Annotated in this window: 22 protein-coding genes; 18 read left to right on the forward strand and 4 right to left on the reverse strand. The window is 31.4% G+C overall.

What is annotated here, in order from left to right:
- Nucleotides 1-113 precede the first annotated feature (113 nt).
- The 8 genes from ACVC5O_RS11630 to ACVC5O_RS11665 all read left to right on the forward strand — a co-directional run bounded on the left by ACVC5O_RS11630 (nucleotide 114) and on the right by ACVC5O_RS11665 (nucleotide 5,042).
- Nucleotides 114-389: a hypothetical protein gene (locus ACVC5O_RS11630; RefSeq protein WP_452221652.1), complete on the forward strand. Its 276-nt coding sequence runs from the start codon at nucleotides 114-116 to the stop codon at nucleotides 387-389.
- A 400-nt stretch (nucleotides 390-789) separates the two neighbouring features.
- Nucleotides 790-1,293, forward strand: coding sequence for a GbsR/MarR family transcriptional regulator (locus ACVC5O_RS11635; RefSeq protein WP_452221653.1), 504 nt, complete (start codon nucleotides 790-792; stop codon nucleotides 1,291-1,293).
- A gap of 55 nt (nucleotides 1,294-1,348) precedes the next feature.
- Nucleotides 1,349-1,729: a hypothetical protein gene (locus ACVC5O_RS11640; RefSeq protein ID WP_452221654.1), complete on the forward strand. Its 381-nt coding sequence runs from the start codon at nucleotides 1,349-1,351 to the stop codon at nucleotides 1,727-1,729.
- Between the two features lie 12 nt (nucleotides 1,730-1,741).
- Nucleotides 1,742-2,563, forward strand: a complete 822-nt coding sequence (locus ACVC5O_RS11645; protein WP_452221655.1) for a hypothetical protein — start codon at nucleotides 1,742-1,744, stop codon at nucleotides 2,561-2,563.
- A 2-nt stretch (nucleotides 2,564-2,565) separates the two neighbouring features.
- Nucleotides 2,566-3,465 (forward strand): TIGR01777 family oxidoreductase, encoded by a 900-nt coding sequence (locus ACVC5O_RS11650; protein WP_452221656.1) that lies wholly within the window; start codon nucleotides 2,566-2,568, stop codon nucleotides 3,463-3,465.
- A 5-nt stretch (nucleotides 3,466-3,470) separates the two neighbouring features.
- On the forward strand, nucleotides 3,471-4,169 hold the full coding sequence (locus ACVC5O_RS11655) for a YqjF family protein (RefSeq protein WP_452221657.1): 699 nt from the start codon (nucleotides 3,471-3,473) through the stop codon (nucleotides 4,167-4,169).
- A gap of 58 nt (nucleotides 4,170-4,227) precedes the next feature.
- Nucleotides 4,228-4,782, forward strand: a complete 555-nt coding sequence (locus ACVC5O_RS11660) for a sigma-70 family RNA polymerase sigma factor (RefSeq protein WP_452221658.1) — start codon at nucleotides 4,228-4,230, stop codon at nucleotides 4,780-4,782.
- A gap of 2 nt (nucleotides 4,783-4,784) precedes the next feature.
- Complete coding sequence (locus ACVC5O_RS11665) at nucleotides 4,785-5,042, forward strand: hypothetical protein (RefSeq protein WP_452221659.1); 258 nt, start codon at nucleotides 4,785-4,787, stop codon at nucleotides 5,040-5,042.
- On the opposite strand, the gene ACVC5O_RS11670 is transcribed toward ACVC5O_RS11665, so the two are convergent.
- Entirely contained in the window at nucleotides 5,019-5,849 is an 831-nt protein-coding gene (locus ACVC5O_RS11670) for a hypothetical protein (protein WP_452221660.1), read from the reverse strand. The two genes, ACVC5O_RS11665 and ACVC5O_RS11670, sit on opposite strands and share 24 nt — an antisense overlap.
- Nucleotides 5,850-6,004: 155 nt before the next feature.
- On the opposite strand from ACVC5O_RS11670, the gene gcvP reads away from it, so the two are divergent.
- The 5 genes from gcvP (at nucleotide 6,005) to ACVC5O_RS11695 (ending at nucleotide 12,346) form a co-directional block, all read left to right on the forward strand.
- A complete protein-coding gene (gcvP, locus tag ACVC5O_RS11675; protein WP_452221865.1) occupies nucleotides 6,005-8,857 on the forward strand; it encodes an aminomethyl-transferring glycine dehydrogenase in 2,853 nt (950 codons plus the stop codon).
- 176 nt (nucleotides 8,858-9,033) lie between these two features.
- A complete protein-coding gene (locus ACVC5O_RS11680; protein ID WP_452221661.1) occupies nucleotides 9,034-10,092 on the forward strand; it encodes a 3-oxoacyl-ACP synthase III family protein in 1,059 nt (352 codons plus the stop codon).
- Nucleotides 10,093-10,094: 2 nt separating this feature from the next.
- On the forward strand, nucleotides 10,095-10,880 hold the full coding sequence (proC, locus tag ACVC5O_RS11685; protein ID WP_452221662.1) for a pyrroline-5-carboxylate reductase: 786 nt from the start codon (nucleotides 10,095-10,097) through the stop codon (nucleotides 10,878-10,880).
- Between the two features lie 2 nt (nucleotides 10,881-10,882).
- Nucleotides 10,883-11,419 carry a methyltransferase gene (locus tag ACVC5O_RS11690; RefSeq protein ID WP_452221663.1) on the forward strand — a complete coding sequence of 179 codons (537 nt, stop codon included), beginning with the start codon at nucleotides 10,883-10,885 and terminating at the stop codon, nucleotides 11,417-11,419.
- Nucleotides 11,420-11,485: 66 nt separating this feature from the next.
- Nucleotides 11,486-12,346: a glycosyltransferase family 2 protein gene (locus ACVC5O_RS11695; RefSeq protein ID WP_452221664.1), complete on the forward strand. Its 861-nt coding sequence runs from the start codon at nucleotides 11,486-11,488 to the stop codon at nucleotides 12,344-12,346.
- A gap of 96 nt (nucleotides 12,347-12,442) precedes the next feature.
- Here the strand turns inward: ACVC5O_RS11695 and ACVC5O_RS11700 are convergent, their stop codons facing one another.
- Entirely contained in the window at nucleotides 12,443-13,249 is an 807-nt protein-coding gene (locus ACVC5O_RS11700) for a DNA/RNA non-specific endonuclease (RefSeq protein ID WP_452221665.1), read from the reverse strand.
- 7 nt (nucleotides 13,250-13,256) lie between these two features.
- Nucleotides 13,257-15,971: a valine--tRNA ligase gene (locus tag ACVC5O_RS11705; RefSeq protein ID WP_452221666.1), complete on the reverse strand. Its 2,715-nt coding sequence runs from the start codon at nucleotides 15,969-15,971 to the stop codon at nucleotides 13,257-13,259.
- 186 nt (nucleotides 15,972-16,157) lie between these two features.
- On the opposite strand from ACVC5O_RS11705, the gene ACVC5O_RS11710 reads away from it, so the two are divergent.
- Entirely contained in the window at nucleotides 16,158-16,583 is a 426-nt protein-coding gene (locus tag ACVC5O_RS11710; RefSeq protein WP_452221667.1) for a DUF1573 domain-containing protein, read from the forward strand.
- 76 nt (nucleotides 16,584-16,659) lie between these two features.
- On the opposite strand, the gene ACVC5O_RS11715 is transcribed toward ACVC5O_RS11710, so the two are convergent.
- A complete protein-coding gene (locus ACVC5O_RS11715) occupies nucleotides 16,660-17,991 on the reverse strand; it encodes an aspartyl protease family protein (protein WP_452221668.1) in 1,332 nt (443 codons plus the stop codon).
- 118 nt (nucleotides 17,992-18,109) lie between these two features.
- Here ACVC5O_RS11715 and ACVC5O_RS11720 point away from each other — a divergent pair, with 118 nt between their 5' ends.
- From ACVC5O_RS11720 to ACVC5O_RS11735, 4 genes are read left to right on the forward strand one after another with little or no spacing between them, the layout of a single operon-like run.
- Nucleotides 18,110-19,300, forward strand: a complete 1,191-nt coding sequence (locus tag ACVC5O_RS11720) for a pyridoxal phosphate-dependent aminotransferase (RefSeq protein WP_452221669.1) — start codon at nucleotides 18,110-18,112, stop codon at nucleotides 19,298-19,300.
- Nucleotides 19,300-20,313 (forward strand): UDP-N-acetylmuramate dehydrogenase, encoded by a 1,014-nt coding sequence (murB, locus tag ACVC5O_RS11725; RefSeq protein ID WP_452221670.1) that lies wholly within the window; start codon nucleotides 19,300-19,302, stop codon nucleotides 20,311-20,313. Before ACVC5O_RS11720 ends, murB begins: the two co-directional genes overlap by 1 nt.
- 20 nt (nucleotides 20,314-20,333) lie before the next feature.
- Entirely contained in the window at nucleotides 20,334-20,870 is a 537-nt protein-coding gene (locus tag ACVC5O_RS11730) for an RNA polymerase sigma factor (protein WP_452221671.1), read from the forward strand.
- A 7-nt stretch (nucleotides 20,871-20,877) separates the two neighbouring features.
- Nucleotides 20,878-21,678: an anti-sigma factor domain-containing protein gene (locus ACVC5O_RS11735; RefSeq protein WP_452221672.1), complete on the forward strand. Its 801-nt coding sequence runs from the start codon at nucleotides 20,878-20,880 to the stop codon at nucleotides 21,676-21,678.
- Nucleotides 21,679-21,735 lie beyond the last annotated feature (57 nt).

Consider the following 21,735-nt stretch of genomic DNA (forward strand, 5'->3'; position numbering starts at 1 on the left):
GTGTAATTGCCTTTTTCCACCTCTGATACAAGGGCTAATTTAAAGCCTAAATTATAATCGCGTTGGGTACGTTTTACTCTTTTGGTTTCTTTGTTTTTCATAATAAGTCGATTTTGTGTCAACTTATTTCAGGACGTGACAGTGAAATAAAAAAAGCCAGCACAAAATATATAATTACTGAAAATTTTTCATCTAATAAATTTAATTGGCAAAAAGGTTTTGGAGCATTTTCTTATGGACATTCTCAAATTGATGCAGTGTATCATTACATATTAAATCAGAAAAAACATCATAAAATGAAGTCTTTTAAAGAGGAATATTTAGATTTTTTAGATAAATTTAAGGTAGATTATAAGTCTGAATACCTTTTTGATTGGTTGGAAAACTGATTGGTTATATTTAATTTTTTATATTTTATTAACTCATTATTAGTACGACTCCTCTGGAGTCGAGTTTACAAATTTTGTTTGTTTATAAATGTTTAAATCCCTCTGGGATTTTTTGGACACTATAAAACTAAAAGTTAAGTATCATTTTAAGTGAAATCAATTTTTAGCTTTTAGAGTTTTTTTGATTGAAAATTCACACCAATATTAAAATATTACAATAAAAAAAATTACTTTCTTTCTATTTATTAAAAGATGCTAGAAGCATCTAACATTTATAAAAACCTCATACGCTTTTGAAAACTCGACTCCAGAGGAGTCGCACTTCTGCTGCATTTTAAAAAAATAAAACAAACTTTCAATAATTATTGAAAGTTTAAAATATTTTATATACATTTGTACTATGGATTACAATGAGGCAAAAATAAAATTTATAAGTACTTGGGGAAGTTTGGGTTCGCTTTGGGGAATTAACAAGGCTATGGCTCAAATACAAGCACTTCTTTTTATTTCTACTCAACCTCTATCTATGGAAGATATTATGGAAGACCTTAAAATTTCTAGAGGGAATACAAGTATGAATTTACGTCAACTTATGGATTGGGGAATTGTAACTAAAGAGATTATTCCTGGAGAACGAAAAGAGTTTTTTACTACCGAAAAAGATGTGCAGGAATTAGCAAGAGTGATTGCTAAGGAACGAAGCAGACGCGAAATTAAACCTGTAATTAAAGTACTAAAAGATGTCTCATCTATTAAAAATGATGGCTCAGAACAAACAAAAGAATTAATTAAACAAACAAAAGCCTTACACGATTTAACCGAAACTGCAGATGCTATGATTAATAAATTAGTTAATCAACAACAAAACTGGATTACAAAATCTATTTTAAAACTATTCAAATAAAAAAAAATTTAAATTATACTTTCAATTTTTTCTGAAAGTTTAAAACTATCGAAATATGAAATATTTATACAACACCAACAAAATTATTTTAATAATTACAGCTTTATTGTACTTAACCTTAATATTAGGTTTATACGCACAAATTGTATTAGGTGCAGTTCAAGTTATAAGTTCATTTTTATTGCTCGCAGTTTGGAGTAAAATGAGCAACTTAAACAAACAAAAACTCTTTATGTATTGGATAATAACTTCTGTTTATGGTATGTGTTGGTTATTCGATTGGCAATCATTGAATTCAGAATATTTCTGGGTTTTAGCAATAATTGTAATACCAATGGGAATAGCAGTGTACTTTCAATTGCTTCTTAATAAAATTAATAAAGAAATTAAACAAAAAAACAGTATTAATCAATTGGACCAATTAGGAGCTGTTTAAAAATTTATAATTATGAAAACATTAGAAAACCAAACACTGCTTTACGATAAGGACTGTCCGCTTTGTACTGTTTATACTTCTGGATTTATAAACACAGGCATGTTAGACAAAAATGGACGCAAACCATTTTCTACACTAACTAAAACTGAACAAACTTATATTGATATTAAGCGTGCTACAAACGAAATCGCTTTAGTAGATAATGCTACAAAAAAAGTAACTTATGGCATAGATAGTTTATTAAAAGTGATAGGCTACTCTTTCCCAATGATTGAAAAGATAGGAAACGTAAAGCCAATACATTTTCTACTTAAAAAATTGTATTCTTTTATTTCTTACAACAGAAAAGTAATTATACCAAGTAAAAACAATGATAGCTCAACGCTAGAATGTATCCCAGATTTTAATATAAAATACAGGATTTTATATATCGTGTTTGCTTCAGTTGTAACGAGTATAGTATTGTTCAATTTTTCAAAATTAATACCAGAAATCCCAACTTCTTCACTTAGTAGAGAAGCGATTATTACAATGGGACAACTTCTTTTTCAAACACTATTTATTTTCAATTTAAAAAAAGAAACAATCCTAAATTACTTTGGAAACCTCTTAACAATTTCACTTTTCGGTTCTTTATTATTATTACCATTATTAATTGTAAACAGCGTATTTGAATTAAATATTTATATACTATTAAGCTGGTTTGGTGCTACTGTTGTATTGATGCTTATTGAGCATATTAAACGCATAAAACGTTTAGACCTACCAAGGCATTTAACCCTTACTTGGCTAGTGTACAGGCTTATTGTTTTACTAATACTTTTAAATTTTTAATTATGAAAAAAATAACAATAGCAGGAGGATCAGGATTTCTAGGTCAAGTTTTAGAACACTATTTTACAACTAATGGTTACAACGTTTATATTATAACTAGGCAAACTAAAAAAGAAAGCGATATTTATTGGGATGCTAAAACTTTGGGAGATTGGACCAAAAGTTTAGAAAACTGCGACGCACTTATAAACTTAACAGGAAAATCTGCAGATTGTAGATACACAGATAAAAACAAACAACAAATTTACGACTCTCGTATAGACTCTACCTCTATTTTAGGATTGGCTGTAAATCTGTGCGAACATCCTCCAAAAGTATGGTTCAACTCCTCTACTGCTACAATTTACAGACATTCTTTAGATAAAGAAATGACGGAAACTAATGGTGAAATTGGAGACGACTTTTCTATGAATATTGCAAAGAGTTGGGAAAAAACTTTTTTTGAAATTACAACTCCTAGAACAAGAAAAATAGCGTTGCGCACCTCTATAGTAATGGGGAAACATGGTGGAGCATTACAACCTCTAAAACAACTAACTCGATTTGGATTAGGAGGTAAACAAGGCTCTGGACAACAAAAGGTGAGTTGGATTCACGAAAATGATTTTGCAAGAGCGGTACATTTTTTATTAAAACACGAAGAACTAGATGGCATATTTAATCTTTCTGTTCCTAAACCAACAACTAATAAAGCGCTAATGTCTGCTTTTAGACAGGCTATGTCTATTCCTTTTGGACTTTCGCATCCTGTATGGCTATTAAAATTAGGTGCAAAACTTATTGGTACAGAAACCGAATTAGTGTTAAAAAGCCGAAATGTGATTCCGGAACGCTTGCTTAAAAACGGGTTTGTATTTAACTTTACATCTATTGATACTGCTATTAAAACTATTATAAACTAAAAATTATGACCTTTTTAAACGCTTATTGGAAAAACTTAGTCCTTGCAAATTATGTAATAGACCCAAACGTATTAAAACCGTTTTTACCAAAGGGAACAGAACTCGATTTTTATAACAATAAATGCTATGTTAGTCTAGTAGGATTTATGTTTATGGACACAAGAGTTTTAGGTATAAAATTCCCTTACCACATAAATTTTGAAGAAGTTAATCTTCGGTTTTATGTAAAACGAAACGATAAAAGAGGTGTGGTTTTTATAAAAGAAATTGTTCCGAAGCCATTAATAACCAAAATAGCCAATACATTATATCACGAGCATTACGAAACACAAAAAATGTCTCATAATTGGAGCGAAAATGAAAACTTTAAATTAGTAAGTTACAAGTGGAAATTAAACAATAAATGGCAGTCTATTGCAGTAGAAACAAGTAAAACAGCCACAGAAATACCACTAAATTCTGAAGAAGAATTTATTACAGAGCATTATTTTGGCTACACAAAACATAACAATAAAACCTACCAATACGAAGTTACACATCCAATTTGGAAGCATTACAAGGTAATAAACCATGGCATACAAGTTGATTTTGAAGCTAATTACGGCAAAGCTTTTGCTTTTTTAAACGCAGCGAAACCAACTTCAATACTATTAGCAGAAGGTTCAAAAATAAGTGTAAAGAACAAAACCACATTACGACTATAAATTTTAGAAAAAATGAAAATTTTAAGTTATTTTTGAATTCAATATCTCAATTTAAAAAATGCCAAAACACACAATAAATCCCAATAAATGGATTGATTTGTACTCCAACTACCTTTTTAACTACACTATTTCTAGAGTTAGTGATAGAGAGATGGCACAAGATATCGTACAAGATACTTTTTTTGCAGGTTTAAAATCAATGAAAAATTTTAAAGGTGAAGCTAGCGAACGTACGTGGCTAATTTCTATTTTAAAACGAAAAATTATTGATTATTACCGCAAGTCCAATTCCAACAAAGGCAAAGCTGAAGTGAGAATGACCTACAACAGTGATTCCGAAACCGAAGGTGATTGGCTAGAGGAGCGTGTGGCAGACCCTTTTGACAAATCTGCTCAAGACACTTTAGAAAACGAAGAATTAGGCGAAGCTATCTATAACTGTTTAGATAAATTACCCGAAAAACAAGCTAAAGTTTTTGAAATGAAAACAATTTTAAATTACGATACCGAAACTATTTGTAATGAATTAAATATTACTGCGTCTAACCTATGGGTAATTATCCATAGAGCACGAACTGCAATGGCTGGATGCCTAGAAAAAAATTGGTTTTAATTATGAGTAAATTTTTCTATTCTTGCGAAGAAGCTAACCATGTATGTGATAAAAATCAATACAAGGAAGCTACTCTATTGGAAAAAATAAAGCTTAACTTTCATGTTATTGGCTGTGCTGTTTGCAGAAAATATTCAGCTAAAAATGGTAAACTTTCAAAATTATTAAGAAAAAATAAAGTAGCACCTTTAGAGACTTCAACTAAAGAAAAAATGAAGCTTAATTTTGAAAAAGAATTAGAGAAACTGCAACAGCAATAACCAAAATATAGGTATTCCCTCTACAAAAAAAGCACTGTAATATTTGTTCTGTTTTTCTTCTGAAAAAACAATAAAAATTAATACTATAACACTAATAATAATCTGTATTACTAAGTGTTTCCAAAGTGTTTCTTCCTTTAATAATTCTAATAAGTTAAAAACTATAAGTAATACAAAACCAAAATATTTTGTTTGTATAACACCTATTTTTTGTGGTATTGTGGCTAATTTTAAACTGTCAAATTGTAAATCTCTAATTTCAAAAGGCAACATTAAAGCAATAACGAAAATAAAAATTTGTAGTAAGTGTACGTAAGCAACTTTAAAAACAAATAAACTAGCATCTATTAAAGGTAAAAAAACGGTAACTCCAGACCAAACCAACGCAATTACATACACCTTTACACCACTCACTTCGCGTAAATTTTTTTGTGTATTTAAGTACCATTGTTTTGGAAATAAAGGAATGGCATATAAAAAAGTAATTAAAGCAAAAATAAAAACACAAATTAGCGTATTTAATTGGAGAGCAAACATATAATAAAGCATACACACCACACTTATAATCGATACTAATCGTATAGCTTTTAAACTTCCAGACATATTTCGATGATGCCATTTTGCAACTCCTAAATACTTTACAAAATTATAGGCTGTTATGGTTGCAAAAAAATTAAAACATAATATACTGTTGTTAGTTTCAACATTAAAATAAAGTAAGGTTATATTACTCAACGCATAAACAGCCAATGCCACATGAATACTACTGTTAATGTAAAAATCGAAAAGCTGTTTTAAAAATCGCATTACACAAAAATAATTAATCTGTTAATAAAGCTGTCTTTTAGTTGAAAACTTTCAATTTTTAACAAAAATTAACTGTTAGTTTTCGTTAATTTTGCAGTCATTAAAAAAGCAATTAATTTATGTCTTTAGTTTTAAAGACTAACAACACAACACACATGAACACAAACGCTTTTGCATTACGCCACATTGGACCTAGAGAAGACGACGAAAAATTAATGTTAGAAACTATAGGTGCAGAGAATATAGAACAATTAATTAAAGAAACAATACCTTCTAACATACGTTTAAAGGACGACTTGAATTTAGATGCTGCATTAACAGAATATGAATACACCAATCATATTTACGAACTCTCTAAGTTAAATAAAACCTATAAAACATATATTGGTTTAGGCTATCATCCAACAATTTTACCTGCAGTAATACAGCGTAATATTTTAGAAAATCCTGGTTGGTACACTGCATACACACCTTACCAAGCAGAAATTGCTCAAGGTCGTTTAGAAGCTTTATTAAATTTCCAAACTATGGTTATTGATTTAACAGGTATGGAAATTGCTAATGCCTCACTTTTAGACGAAAGTACTGCTGCTGCAGAAGCTATGGCATTATTATTTGCTGTTAGAGAACGTAGCCAAAAGAAAGCTAACGTCAATAAATTTTTTGTTTCAGATTTAGTATTGCCACAAACTATTGCTTTATTAGAAACAAGAGCAAACCCAATTGGAATTGAATTAATAATTGGTAATGAAGCAGAATACAACTTATCTGATGAGTATTTTGGTGCCTTATTACAGTATCCAGGCAAAAACGGAAAGATTACAGATATAAAATCATTTATAGAAAAAGCAAATGCCGAAAATATTAAAGTTGCAGTAGCAGCAGATATTTTAAGCTTAGTAAAGCTTGAAGCACCTGGTAAATTTGGCGCAGATGTGGTAGTTGGCACAACACAACGTTTTGGAATCCCAATGGGTTATGGTGGACCTCACGCTGCATTTTTTGCGACTAAAGACGCTTATAAACGTGATGTTCCTGGACGTATAATTGGTGTTACCAAAGATGCTAATGGCAACAGAGCTTTGCGTATGGCATTACAAACCAGAGAACAACATATTAAACGCGACAAAGCAACTTCTAACATTTGTACAGCACAAGTATTATTAGCTGTAATGGCAGGAATGTACGCTGTGTATCATGGTCCAAAAGGCTTAACATTTATTGCAGATAAAGTTAAAAACTCAACAGCTACACTAGCAAAAGCTTTAGAAAACTTAGGATTAGAACAAGTAAACTCTCATTATTTCGATACGCTTCAAATAAAAGCAGATGCTGTTAAAGTAAAATATGAAGCTGAAAAAAACGAGGTAAATTTTTATTATCCTGATACAAATACAGTAACTATTTCAATAAATGAAACCACAAATATTTCAGATTTAAATGAAATTATTTCGATTTTTGAAAACGCTACTGGAAACACAACCGATAAAATTGAAGAAATTTCTAGTTTCAAAACAATTCCAGATCATTTAAAACGTCAATCAGACTTTTTAAACTTTGAAGTCTTCAATACCTACCATTCAGAGACAGAACTCATGCGCTACATTAAACGTTTAGAACGTAAAGATTTAGCGTTAAATCACTCAATGATTTCGTTAGGTTCTTGCACAATGAAATTAAATGCAGCTGCCGAGATGTTACCATTAAGTTGGAGCAGTTGGGGAAATATGCATCCATTTGTACCAGCAGACCAGCCAATAGGCTATAAGTTAATGCTTAACGCACTCGAAAATCAGTTAACAGAAATTACTGGTTTCGCTGCAACCTCTTTACAACCAAACTCTGGTGCACAAGGAGAATTTGCAGGTTTAATGGTTATTAAAGCATACCACGAATCTCGTGGAGACCATCACAGAAATATTTGCTTAATCCCTTCGTCTGCACACGGAACAAATCCTGCAAGTGCAGTTATGGCTGGTATGAAAGTTATAGTAACTAAAGCCTCTGAAAACGGAAATATTGATGTTGACGATTTAAGAGAAAAAGCAGAATTACATAAAGATAATTTAGCTGCTTTAATGGTAACTTATCCATCAACACATGGTGTTTACGAGTCTGCTATTAAAGAAATTACAAAGCTAATTCACGATAATGGCGGACAAGTATATATGGATGGTGCAAATATGAATGCACAAGTTGGTTTAACCAATCCAGGAAATATTGGTGCAGACGTTTGCCATTTAAATTTACATAAAACGTTTGCTATTCCTCATGGAGGAGGAGGACCAGGAGTTGGACCCATTTGTGTTGCTAAACAACTGGTTCCTTTTTTACCTGGCAACCCTTTAGTAAAAACTGGTGGTCACCAAGCGATTTCGGCAATTTCTGGAGCACCTTTTGGATCGTCTTTAGTGTGCCTAATTTCTTATGGTTATATAAAAATGTTAGGTTACAGAGGGCTTAAAAAAGCTACTGAAATTGCCATATTAAATGCTAACTATATTAAAGAGCGTTTAAAAGATTATTACCCAACATTATACTCTGGTGAAAACGGAAGAGCTGCACACGAAATGATTATTGATTGTCGTCCTTTTAAAGAGAATGGCATTGAAGTAACAGATATCGCAAAACGTTTAATGGATTACGGTTTCCATGCGCCAACAGTATCCTTTCCTGTTGCAGGAACAATGATGATTGAGCCAACAGAAAGTGAAAGTAAAGCAGAAATGGATCGCTTTTGTGATGCCATGATTTCTATTAGAAAGGAAATTGATGTTGCAGATAAAGACGATGATAATAACCCATTAAAAAATGCACCACATACTTTAGAAATGTTGACAAGTGATGAGTGGTTATTGCCTTACTCTAGAGAGAAAGCAGGATTTCCATTAGAGTATGTAAATGATAATAAATTTTGGCCTTCTGTACGTCGTGTAGATGATGCTTATGGCGACAGAAATTTAATTTGCTCTTGTGCTCCAATTGAAGCTTACATGGAAGAAGTATAATTAAAACATAAATTTTGTAAAAGCACATCAATTATTGGTGTGCTTTTTCGATTATAAATAGATTAGATTTCTTTTTTCTAAGAATATCACAAAAATTTCAACTTAATTCGCTAACATTAATTTAAGAAATTAATATTCACTATTTTAGTATTAAGTTAACCCTAAAATTAACATTAATGTCAATAAAAATAACAGGAACTGGAAGTTATATTCCTAATGAAGTTGAAAAAAACGAGGATTTTCATCAGCATAAATTCTTAAATATTGATGGCAGCAGCATAGATACTCCAAATAAAGTTATTGTTGAAAAATTTAAAGACATTACAGGAATTAGCGAGCGTCGTTATGCTGCCGAGCAATTAACCTCATCAGATTTAGGTTTTTTAGCTGCACAAAAAGCTATTGAAGATGCCAATATAAATCCTGAAGAGTTGGATTATATTATTTGCGCACATAACTTTGGAGATGTAAAAGCAAACACCATTCAAACCGATGTTTTACCATGTTTGGCTTCTCGAATTAAACATAATTTACGTATTAAAAACCCTAAATGTGTCGCCTACGACATTTTATTTGGGTGTCCTGGTTGGATAGAAGGCGTTATACAAGCGCAAGCTTTTATAAAGTCAGGTATGGCAAAAAAATGTTTAGTTATTGGAAGTGAAACGTTATCTAGAGTGGTCGATAAACACGATAGAGACAGTATGATTTATAGTGATGGAGCTGGAGCTACAATTGTTGAAGCTACAGATGAAGAAGGTGGCATTTTAGCTCACGAAACAGCAAGTTTTACTTATGACGAAGCTTACTATTTATTTTTTGGAAAATCTAACAATCAAGATTTAGACAAAAATACGCGTTATATAAAAATGCATGGTCGCAAAATTTATGAATTTGCGCTAAACCACGTGCCTTTAGCCATGAAGGAATGCTTAGATAAAAGTGGTATTGATATTAAAGACGTAAAGAAAATTTTAATTCATCAAGCCAACGAAAAAATGGATGAAGCTATTATTAAACGTTTTTACCGTTTGTATAAAACCGAAATTCCGGAAGGTGTGATGCCAATGAGCATTCATAAATTAGGAAATAGTTCTGTTGCTACTGTACCAACTTTATTTGATTTAATTAGAAACAATAAATTAGAAAATCAAAATATAGAAAAAGGAGATATCATAATTTTTGCTAGTGTTGGTGGAGGTATGCACATTAACTCTTTTGTATATAAATACTAGTTATGACTAAATCCATTGCTATAATTGGAGGAGGCAATTTAGGACAAGCCATTGCTTCTGGTTTACTCTCTCAAAACTACAAATCCTCTCACATTACCATAACGCGTCATAAAGTAGAACTTTTATCTAAGTTTAGTATGCAAGGTGTTACTGTGTCTTCAAATAATTCTGAAGCTGTAAAAAATGCTCAAATAGTAATTATAGCTGTAAAACCTTATAAAATTACTGAAGTTTTACAAGAGATTGCTCCAGTTATAACTAAAGACAAATTATTGATTTCTGTTGTTAGTGATTTTTCAATTTCAGAAATAAAAAAGAACCTCTCTACACTTCCAACCATTTTTAGAGCCATGCCAAATACTGCAGCTTCTGTTAACGAATCTGTTAATTGTATTGCAAGCGAAAATGCTAGTAATAAAGACACAGAAACTGTAAAACACATATTCGACACACTAGGAAATACAATTGTAATTAACGAGCAATTAATGAATGCAGCGACTGTTTTAGGCGCTTGTGGTATTGCTTTTGTATTGCGATTTATTAGAAGTATGACGCAAGGTGGTATTGAAATTGGATTCGACTCTAAAACAGCTAGTGAAATTACAATTCAAACCGTTAAAGGTGCTTGCGAATTGTTATTGCAAAACGGCAATCATCCTGAAGCAGAAATCGACAAAGTGACAACTCCTAAAGGCTGTACTATTACAGGATTAAACGAAATGGAACATCAAGGATTTAGCTCTGCATTAATTAAAGGAATAAAAACATCTTACGATAAAATTTCTTAGTAATGTATTCAGAATACTTTCCCAACAAACGTTATAAACATACACTCCAATTTTTAGAAAAACATGTATCAAAATCTGAAACACTTTTAGATTTAGGCGTAGAAAATCCGTTTACGGGTATTTTAAAAAATAATGGGTTTACTGTCGAAAACACTAAAGGCGAAGATTTAGATTTTGACACCTCAACCATTGAAAACTCTAAAGCTACAGTAATCACAGCTTTCGAAATTTTTGAACACCTGCTTTCTCCTTTTACAGTTTTACAAAGTATTAAAGCACAAAAATTAGTAATTAGTGTTCCTTTACGCTTGTGGTTTTCGAGTGCTTACAGAAGTAAAACCGATAAATGGGATAGACACTACCACGAATTTGAAGATTGGCAATTAGATTGGCTATTAGAAAAAACAGGATGGAAAATTATAGATCGTCAAAAATGGACCAATCCACCAAAAAAAATTGGAATTAGACCATTATTAAGACGCTTTACTCCTAGATATTATATTGTTTATGCTGAACGCGTAGAAAATTCAATAAGCTAAACAAAAAAACTCAAAGCTTACTCAATTGGTTTTGGAAGTTGGGTTTATAATGCTGTAATTTGTTTTATGAAATTTTCCATCATCATACCTGCTCATAACGAAGAATCTTCGATTGGTTTAACGTTACAATCTCTAGTTGAGCAAACGTTACTCCCAAAAGAAATTGTGGTGGTTAATGATAATTCTACAGATAATACACAACGTATTGTTGAAGAGTTTCAAAAGCAATACAACTTTATAAAATTAGTAAACACAACCTCTTCCAACCAACATTTGCCTGGTACAAAAATCATAAATGCGTTCTATAAAGGTTATGACTTTATAAATAAAGATTTTGACGTGATATGCAAGTTTGATGCAGATTTAATTTTTCCATTACATTATTTAGAAACGTTATCACTTCATTTTAAAAAATCTAAAAACATAGGCATGGTTGCAGGCTACTGTTATATTAAAAAAAACAACGATTGGGTTTTAGAATCTATTACAGGAAAAGACCATATTCGTGGTGCATTAAAAACCTACACAAAAGAGTGCTTTGAAGCTATTGGACAACTCAAAAAATCTATGGGTTGGGATACTTTAGACGAGCTTTTAGCTAAATATAACGGTTGGCAAATTGTACTGGACGAGTCTTTAAAAGTAAAGCATTTAAAACCAACAGGAGCAAGCTATAACAAAGCAGCTAAGTACTTACAAGGCGAAGCAATGTATAAAATGCGTTATGGTTTTACTCTTACATTTTTAACGGCTTTAAAAATGGGTTTAAAGAAGAAAAGTTTTAGATACTTTAAAGATTATATTTTTGGGTATTTAAAAGCTGCAAGTAATAAACCTGAGCGTTTAATTACAGAAGCTGAAGGGAAATACATTAGAAACTTACGCTGGAAAGGAATTAAGAAAAAGCTTAGCTTGAGTAGTGAGTAGTGAGTAGTGAGTAGTGAGTAGTGAGTAGTGAGTAGTGAGTAGTGAGCAAAAATTAAAAATAATAATTGTTAATTGTTAATTGTTAACTGATAAAGTCTAAAAACTCCAGCCTTTATAATCTCTCGATGCTTCTATCTTATTTTCGGTTTCATCGTCTAATTCCGAGAAGAAATCAATTCCTGTTAGTTCCTCTATTCTATCTACAGAGGTTACAAATTTGTAAAGTGGTTGGTTAGAGTCTTCGTTATTCATTAAAAAAGCGATTACTTTAGTGTCTCCACTATTAGTATCTATTAATACTTTATAAAACTGATTTGGCACTGCAACTTTTTCTTCTCCTATAGTTTTAAGTGTACCATTTAAAACACCACCAGAAACCACAAAAACACCATCGTATTTACTTGCCCAATATCTTGTTTTTTGTTCTAATCTATTCCACAAACCAGCATTAAAATCATGATTTTGAGGAGAAATATTACTAGTTAAAAAGGTTTCGTCGTGTGCTTCTTTAGTGTATTTCCTGTCTCCTGCAGGACACAAATGCCCACGATCGTAACCCGATTTTTTATAATTTCGCCAATGTGCAGCTCCAGTTTTTACTGCGTTGTCTATTTCAAAATAAGGACGTTTAAAATTGCTACTGGATAAATGCTCTTTTTTAAGCTCGTAAGCGACCCATTCTGCTTGCTCATGTGGTTCGCTATAACTTAAACTATAACCTTCGTGATGTACTATTTGTCCTGTGGTACTGGTTGGTAAAAAGTACTCGTTAGTGTTGGTTTTTACTGTTTTACCCTTATTAACAATGGTTTCTTTTTCTTGATTTTCTATATAAAAATTACAGGCATAAAACGCGATTACAACTATGGCAGTAAGTAGAGAGTATATTGTTTTTTTTGACATTAATTTTTTATTTTAAACTACCCAAACTTGCTTTCAAAGTCTCAATCTTTGCCAAAGCATCTGCTTCTTTTTTCTTTTCACTAGCAACTACTTGTTCTGGTGCTCCTGCAACAAAACGTTCATTAGATAATTTTTTTTGCACAGATTTAAGAAAACCTTCGGTATAGTTTAATTCTTCTGTAAGTTTTTTAATCTCTGCTTCTACATCTATTGCGCCATCCATTGGTATAAAATACTCGTTTGATTTTACTCTAAAAGTAAGCGCTCCTGCAACTGGCTCTTTTACGTATTCTATACTTTCAAGATTGCCTAGTTTTGCAATTACTGTATCGAATGCAGTATTTGAGTTTTCGTTATTTATTACAGAAAAACCAATAGCATCTTTAAATGCAATATTCTTTTCTTTTCTAACGGTTCTTATTCCAGAAATAACTTCAGATGCAAATTCAAACTGTGAGATAATCTCCTTATTTACTGGTTTAGCTTCTGGCCATTTTGCAATTATTAATGCTTCTTCTGGAGTACGTTCAGCAATATATTGCCAAATATCTTCAGTTAAAAATGGCATAAAAGGATGTAATATTTTAAGATTGTCTTCAAATATAGACATTACTTTATTGTATGTTGCAGCATCAATTGGTTGTTGATATGCTGGTTTTACAATCTCTAATAACCAACCACAAAAATCATCATAAACCAATTTGTAAATAGCCATTAAAGCATCGCTTAATCTGTATTTACTAAAGTGATCTTCAATTTCTGCTAAAACAGTTTGAAATCTAGCTTCGTACCAATCTAAAGCAATTTTACTAGAATTCGGCTGCTCTATAGTTTCACTAACTTCCCAAATATTTGTAAGTTTAAAAGCATTCCATATTTTGTTTCCAAAACCTTTTCCTTGTTGACAAAGTGCTTCGTCAAACATTAAATCGTTTCCTGCTGCAGAACTTAATAGTAAACCAACACGTACACCATCTGCACTATAATCTTCAATAAGTTTTAAAGCATCTGGAGAGTTTCCTAAAGATTTAGACATTTTACGTCTTTGTTTATCACGAACCAAACCAGTTAAATACACATTGTTAAATGGTTTAGCGTCTTTATACTCGTAACCTGCAATTATCATACGTGCAACCCAAAAGAATAAAATATCTGGTCCTGTTACTAAATCATTTGTAGGATAGTAATAATTTATTTCTTCGTTTTCTGGATTACGAATTCCGTCAAAAACAGACATTGGCCAAAGCCATGATGAAAACCATGTGTCTAAAGCGTCTGTGTCTTGACGTAAATCTTCTTTAGTTAGAGACTTCTCGACTGCGCTCGAAGTGACATTTAGTTTCTTATTAGCTTTTTCAACAGCTTCTTCTATTGTTTCAGCAACTACAAAATCTTCTTTTCCGTCACCATAATAATATGCAGGAATTTGTTGTCCCCAAAGTAATTGACGTGAGATATTCCAATCGCGAATGTTTTCCATCCAATGACGATAGGTGTTTTCAAATTTCTTTGGAAACAATTTAATTTCAGCATCTTCACCTAAAACAGCTTCTATTGCTGGTTTTACTAGTTCTTCCATTTTTAAGAACCATTGGTCACTTAATCTTGGTTCAATAACTGCTTTAGTTCGTTCACTAGTACCTACTTTATTAATATGTGTTTCGGTTTTAACTAATGCACCACTATTTTCTAGTTCTTTTGCCACATTTTTTCTAGCAACAAAACGGTCTTGACCTTCAAATTGTAATCCAAAACTATTCAATGAAGCATCTTCATTAAAAATATCTATTACTTCTAATTGGTGCTTATCTCCAAGATTTTTATCATTTTCATCATGTGCTGGAGTTACTTTTAAACAACCTGTTCCAAATTCCAGATCTACATATTCGTCTTCAATAATTGGTATTACACGATTTGCAATTGGTACTATGGCTTTTTTTCCACGTAAGTGTGTAAAACGCTCATCTTCTGGATTAATACAAATTGCTGTATCACCAAAAATGGTTTCAGGTCTTGTAGTAGCAATTGTTAAATATTCCTCCTCTAGCTCCTCCAAAGGAGGAGAACTCTCACTCATTGCTCCCTTTCCTTTGGAGAGGGTTGGGGAGAGGATTTTATAATTTATATAGTAAAGGTTTCCTTGACGTTCTTCATGAATTACTTCTTCATCAGAAAGTGTTGTTTTTGCTTCTGGATCCCAGTTTACCATTCGGTAACCTCTATATATCAATCCTTTTTTATGTAAATCAACAAAAACTTTTATTACAGCTTCAGACATATCGTCATCCATTGTAAATTTGGTTCTGTCCCAATCGCAAGAGCATCCTAATTTTTTAAGTTGTTCAAGTATTACTCCTCCATATTCTTCGGTCCATTCCCAAGCATGTGCCAAAAACTCATCACGAGTTAAATCATTTTTATCTATTCCTTGTTCCTTTAATTTTGCAACAACTTTTGCTTCTGTTGCAATAGATGCATGATCTGTTCCAGGAACCCAACATGCATTTTTACCTAATAAACGTGCACGACGTATAAGCACATCTTGTATGGTATTATTAAGCATGTGTCCCATGTGCAGGACTCCAGTAACGTTTGGTGGCGGAATTACAATGGTATAAGGCTCTCTGTCGTCTGGTTTAGAATGAAAATATTTATTTTCTGTCCAGTAGTTGTACCACTTGCTTTCTACGCTATTTGCATCATATTTTGATGGAATGCTCATACTTTGGAATAGTTTTTGAATAATATCATGCAAAAGTACTTATATTTCTGTTTTTGTGAAATTTTAATGAGTATTAATGTATAGTTAAATATGTTGTAAGTATTTGTAAGTATGCATTACATCTAATAATTTTGCAAGAGGAATAAAAAGTGATTAAATTTACAAACCATTAAAAATATAAATAAAATGAAAAAAATCTTTACATTATTATTTATCGGATTACTAAGTTTTTCGTTAAATGCTCAGGAAAAAGTAGCTAAAATTGAATTTAAAGAGACTACTATAGATTACGGAACAATTAACAAAGGAGATGATGGCGTTAGAACTTTTATGTTTACCAATACTGGAGATGCACCACTAATTATATCTAAAGTAAGTTCTAGCTGCGGTTGTACAGTACCAAAAAAGCCAGAAGCGCCAATTATGCCAGGAAAAACAGGTGAGATTGAGGTAAAATACGATACAAAAAGAGTTATGCCAATTCGTAAAACTATAACTGTTTTATCTAATGCTGAAACACCAACTGTTTCGCTTAAAATTAAAGGTGAGGTTATTGATCCTGATAAAGTGAGCGTTATGGAGAAAAAACAGAAAAGTGTTATGGAAAAATAATAGCCATTTTTATAAAATTTAAAAAAGCCAGAATTTATGTTCTGGCTTTTTTTTTGCCTTAAGAATTTAATCGCGTTTATTTTAAAAGACTTTTTAATTTAAAGGAATACCTTAAAGTCTTACCATTTCTATCTATTAGTAAATTTAGAGTTTTCCCTTCTTTACCATAAAAATATTGAGAAGTTTCTTGTAGAGACAAGTTGTGCGTTTCTTTATTATTTATTTTTAAAATTAAATCACCAACTTGTAATCCAGTGTTTTTGGCAGGAGAATCTGCTCTTAAATTAGTAATAATAAACGCTGGTTTTAAAACTAATTTTCCATTACTGATTGTAGAGTAAGCAGACATACCAGCTTTGTCTCGCACTACTCTACTATATTGTAGTGTATATTCTTTTTCTTCAACTATCCTAAATCCATGTTGTTCTATAGTAATTCCACTTTTATTGTAACTAAATCTATTTTTAAAATTAGAATTCTTTTTTAAAGTAATTGTATTTTCAGCATAATTAAAAACAACATGAAAGCGTTTTAAAATTTCACCACCAACACTACCATTTCTATCCACTACTTTTGATTTGTAGGAAACAGACGTAGAATCCGGAAATGCAATTAACGCATAGTCTAATTTAAAAGATTTTATATTAAATGATTCTATTTTAGAACGTTTACCATGTAGCTCACCTCCAAGACCATAACCTAAAAGATCTTCAAAATGATTATCTGTAGATACAATGTTTTTTTCTTCATTTTCAAAAACCCATAAAGCTTCAGTTGCTCCTGTATCAATTAATAGTTTTACAGGTATTTTATTGTTTTCAACAGTAAGTTCTGCATTAAAATAAGGTTTTTTATTATGAAATTGTAATTCTAAAACTTCACACTTTCTACACGTTTTAGTTTTATAATCTTCCGGATTGGTTAATTTAATATGTTTTTTAATGTAATTAATTTCTACAACAAAATCTTTAAACAAATCATAGCCAATTATACCATGAATCTCTGTACCAAGCTTAGAGGCAAAACCAATATTTAAGTTCTTAATTACATATAAATCTTGCTCTACATTTTTCGCTTTTCCAACAGAAATAGAATTATAAAAAGAGCGTATTGCCTCAACGTGTTTACCTTTACCTAACCCTTTTAAAAATATGGTTTGTTTACTATTATTATTTACATTATTCTGTACCTCCTCATAATTAAATATAATAGGCTTACTTACTCCTGTATCTAATATAAAGGATAGGGTTTTTCCGTTTAAATTTACAGGAATTATAATTACATTATTTATAAGCTTAAACTTAATTTTATCACTAGTTTTATTTGCAGGTAACTTAAACGTGTTTTGACTAAAACCGTTAAAAATCACAGCACTAAAAAAAAGAAAAACTAATACTACTTTTTTCATGACTAAAAAATAATGTTATTTAAGTTACGAAAAAAAGAAGTAAGATGTTTCAAATTCAGTATTTTTAAATCGAAATTCATAATATTTTTGCAACTTTGTAAGATAAATAATAACGACTATGCCAACAATTTCCTCTAAAGGCAAAAAAATGCCGCAATCTCCAATTAGAAAATTGGTTCCTTTTGCTGAAGAAGCTTACAAAAAAGGGAAAACAGTTTATCACTTAAACATTGGGCAGCCAGATATAAAGACACCAGAAATTGCTCTAGATGCAGTAAGAGCGCATTCATTAGACATTTTAGCCTATACTAGATCTGAAGGGTCTGAAGGCTACAGACAAAAAATAGCCAATTATTATGCAAAAAATGACATCCATGTAAAGCACGACGACATTATTGTAACTACAGGAGGAAGTGAAGCTTTATTGTTTGCATTTGGCAGTATTATGGATGTGGATGACGAGATTATAATTCCAGAACCCTTTTATGCTAATTATAACGGTTTTTCTACGGCTTCTGGAGTTAATGTAGTACCTGTAATTTCTAAAATTGAAAACAACTTTGCCTTACCTCCTATTGAAGAGTTTGAAAAACTAATTACACCAAAAACTAAAGCTATTTTAATTTGTAATCCTGGTAATCCAACAGGTTACTTATACTCTAAAGACGAAATTAAAAAACTAGCTGAAATTGTTAAAAAGCACGATTTATTTTTAATCGCAGATGAAGTGTATAGAGAGTTTGCATACGATGGTGCAACGCATTACTCCATATTACAAGAAAAAGGCATAGAAGAGCATGCCATTGTTATAGATTCTGTTTCTAAACGCTACAGTATGTGTGGCGCGCGTATTGGTTGTTTAGTCTCTAAAAACAAACAAGTTATTGCCACAGCATTAAAATTTGCACAAGCCAGGTTAAGCCCTCCAACCTTAGCTCAAATTGCAAGTGAAGCAGCATTAGCAACACCACAAAGTTATTTTGATAATGTAATTTCTGAGTACTTACAACGTCGTAATACATTAGTTAACGAACTAAAAAGGATTGATGGTGTAAAAGTAGCCAATCCAAAAGGCGCTTTCTATTGCATAGTAGAATTACCAGTAAAAAACAGTGATGCTTTTGCGCAATGGCTGTTACAAGATTTTGATATTAATAACGAAACCATTATGGTTGCTCCTGCTGGTGGATTTTACTCCACTCCTGGAGTTGGTCTTAATCAAATCAGGATTGCTTATGTTTTAAAAGAAGAAAGCCTAATTAAAGCTGTAAATATTTTAAAAGAAGCACTAAAAGTTTACAAAGATTAGTGCAAATTAAAAACAACATATCGTTAAAACCCTATAACACTTTTGGTATAGAGGTTAGTGCAAAGCACTTTATTTCTGTTCAAAATACTAATGAGTTAATTGAAGCGCTTTCGCTTAAAAATTATCCAGAAGTGTTTTTTATTGGAGGAGGAAGCAACATGCTATTAACCAAAAATATTAATGCATTAGTTATCCATCTAAATTTAAAAGGCATTACAGTATTAGAGAACACTAACAATCATGCTATTGTAAGAGCAAATGCAGGAGAAAACTGGCACGAATTTGTCCTGTATTGTTTAGAAAACAATTTTGGTGGCTTAGAAAACCTATCGTTAATTCCTGGTAACGTAGGCACAGCACCAATACAAAATATTGGAGCTTACGGCGTGGAGCTAAAAGATACTTTTGTGTCTTGTGAGGTTTTAAATATTACAACAAAACAAATAGAAACCTTTACCAAATCCCAATGCGAGTTTGGGTATAGAAATTCCATATTTAAACAACAAGCAAAAGGAAAGTACGTTATACTTTCTGTAGTCTTTAAGTTAACGACGCAACAACATCAATTACATACTAATTATGGAGCAATTACTTCAGAATTAGAAAAAATGAATATTAAAACACCAACCATACAAGCTATTTCTAGAGCAGTAATTGCAATTCGCCAAAGCAAATTACCAGACCCAAAAGAGATTGGTAATAGTGGTAGTTTTTTTAAAAACCCTGTAATTTCTACTGAAGCGTTTACGGTTTTAAAAGAAAATTTCCCAGAAGCTCCAAGTTATCCGGTTTCTAATAAAGAAGTAAAAGTTCCTGCTGGTTGGCTAATTGAAAAAGCAGGTTTTAAAGGGAAAACTTTTGGTGATTATGGTGTGCACAAAAAGCAAGCTTTAGTCTTAGTTAATTACGGAAATGCTAAAGGAGAAGATATATTAAAGCTTTCAAAATTAATTCAACTCACAATTTATCGTATCTTTAATATTCAAATTGAAGCTGAAGTCAATATTATTTAATCAAACAAACAACATTAAGCTTGAGTTTTTCCATTGAAAATAAAATTATTGAACTTTTAAAAAATAGCGACAAACAGGCTATTTCCCTCATATATGAGCATTATGCTGATGCACTTTTTGGTGTTATAAAAAAAGTAATAAATAAAGACGATGATTTAGCACAAGATGCCTTACAAGAAAGCCTAATAAAAGTCTGGAAAAAAGGCAAAAGTTACGATCCTAATAAAGCCAAGTTATTTACTTGGCTTTATAGAATTGCGTACAACACAGCAATTGACAAAATTAGATCATCCTCAAAAAAAACGAATAGAGAAGTCCAGATTGAAGATTCTAACGTATATAAAATGACAACCAATAGTTTAAATCTAGATGTGATGGATATAAAAAAGCATCTTAACACCTTAGATTTAAAATATCAGGTAGTTATTAATGCGCTTTTTTTTGAAGGTATGACGCAACAAGAAGCAAGCGACGAACTAGAAATACCTTTAGGAACAATAAAATCGAGATTAAAGATTGGATTGCGAGAACTAAAAAAAATCTACAATCCAGAATAGAATAGCCATGAATGATAAAATAACTATTTTTTTAAATTCAGACTTATTAGATAAATATTTAATAGGCCAAACAGATTATGATGAAACTAAACTTGTGGAATCCTACATCAATAAATACCCACAAGTCAAAGACACCTACAACAAATTACAAGACAACTTAGAGTTTGTAGCGCAAACTCAGGCCATTGAAGCTCCAAAAGCTGTATTAAATTCTGTTTTAGAAGCTTTAGACACAAAACCTGTTGTGACTTTACAACAACAAACTATAAAAAGAAAATCTTGGTTTAGTTACGCTATTGCAGCAAGTTTTGCCGCTTTAATATTTGCAGGTTCTTCATACATATTATACGATCAAAATCAACAATTAAAAGGCGAAAACCAAAAAATTGTAGATGAAATTTTTGATTTACGTGGAGACATACAAAACAATAACCAAAAGTTAAGTACACTTATGGACCAGTTTCTGCAATTAAACAACCCTGAGACTGAAAAGTATGTGATTAAGGGTAACAAAAGAGCAAAAAATTTAAAAACTGTAGCCTATATAAATCCAAAAGAAAGAACCTCATTAATTGATGTGGTTTCTCTACCACAATTACCAGAAGAACAACAATACCAAATGTGGGCAGATATAGAAGGCAAAATGGTTAATTTAGGTATTTTAAAAGAATCAGACAGAAAACTTAAACCTATACCTTATTCTGAAGATGCTTTAGGATTACATATTACCATAGAAAACAAAGGAGAAGCTAATACTTATAAAGGCAACTCTGTTGCTGAAATTTTATTAAAAAACAGTAAGCAATAGACGCTAAACAGTAAATAAAAAAGCCTCAATGTACATTGAGGCTTTTTTATTTAGCGC

The sequence above is a fragment of the Lacinutrix salivirga genome, from assembly GCF_053604675.1.

Bases quoted from the DNA above. Each gene is read 5' to 3' on its own strand.
- ACVC5O_RS11690 (WP_452221663.1), top strand. From the start codon at position 10,883: ATGTATTCAGAATACTTTCCCAACAAACGTTATAAACATACACTCCAA.
- ACVC5O_RS11700 (WP_452221665.1), bottom strand. From the start codon at position 13,249: ATGTCAAAAAAAACAATATACTCTCTACTTACTGCCATAGTTGTAATC.
- proC (WP_452221662.1), top strand. From the start codon at position 10,095: ATGACTAAATCCATTGCTATAATTGGAGGAGGCAATTTAGGACAAGCC.
- ACVC5O_RS11720 (WP_452221669.1), top strand. From the start codon at position 18,110: ATGCCAACAATTTCCTCTAAAGGCAAAAAAATGCCGCAATCTCCAATT.
- ACVC5O_RS11670 (WP_452221660.1), bottom strand. From the start codon at position 5,849: ATGCGATTTTTAAAACAGCTTTTCGATTTTTACATTAACAGTAGTATT.
- ACVC5O_RS11735 (WP_452221672.1), top strand. From the start codon at position 20,878: ATGAATGATAAAATAACTATTTTTTTAAATTCAGACTTATTAGATAAA.
- ACVC5O_RS11635 (WP_452221653.1), top strand. From the start codon at position 790: ATGGATTACAATGAGGCAAAAATAAAATTTATAAGTACTTGGGGAAGT.
- ACVC5O_RS11640 (WP_452221654.1), top strand. From the start codon at position 1,349: ATGAAATATTTATACAACACCAACAAAATTATTTTAATAATTACAGCT.
- ACVC5O_RS11715 (WP_452221668.1), bottom strand. From the start codon at position 17,991: ATGAAAAAAGTAGTATTAGTTTTTCTTTTTTTTAGTGCTGTGATTTTT.
- ACVC5O_RS11655 (WP_452221657.1), top strand. From the start codon at position 3,471: ATGACCTTTTTAAACGCTTATTGGAAAAACTTAGTCCTTGCAAATTAT.
- ACVC5O_RS11665 (WP_452221659.1), top strand. From the start codon at position 4,785: ATGAGTAAATTTTTCTATTCTTGCGAAGAAGCTAACCATGTATGTGAT.
- ACVC5O_RS11710 (WP_452221667.1), top strand. From the start codon at position 16,158: ATGAAAAAAATCTTTACATTATTATTTATCGGATTACTAAGTTTTTCG.
- ACVC5O_RS11650 (WP_452221656.1), top strand. From the start codon at position 2,566: ATGAAAAAAATAACAATAGCAGGAGGATCAGGATTTCTAGGTCAAGTT.
- gcvP (WP_452221865.1), top strand. From the start codon at position 6,005: ATGAACACAAACGCTTTTGCATTACGCCACATTGGACCTAGAGAAGAC.
- ACVC5O_RS11695 (WP_452221664.1), top strand. From the start codon at position 11,486: ATGAAATTTTCCATCATCATACCTGCTCATAACGAAGAATCTTCGATT.
- ACVC5O_RS11680 (WP_452221661.1), top strand. From the start codon at position 9,034: ATGTCAATAAAAATAACAGGAACTGGAAGTTATATTCCTAATGAAGTT.
- ACVC5O_RS11660 (WP_452221658.1), top strand. From the start codon at position 4,228: ATGCCAAAACACACAATAAATCCCAATAAATGGATTGATTTGTACTCC.
- ACVC5O_RS11645 (WP_452221655.1), top strand. From the start codon at position 1,742: ATGAAAACATTAGAAAACCAAACACTGCTTTACGATAAGGACTGTCCG.
- ACVC5O_RS11705 (WP_452221666.1), bottom strand. From the start codon at position 15,971: ATGAGCATTCCATCAAAATATGATGCAAATAGCGTAGAAAGCAAGTGG.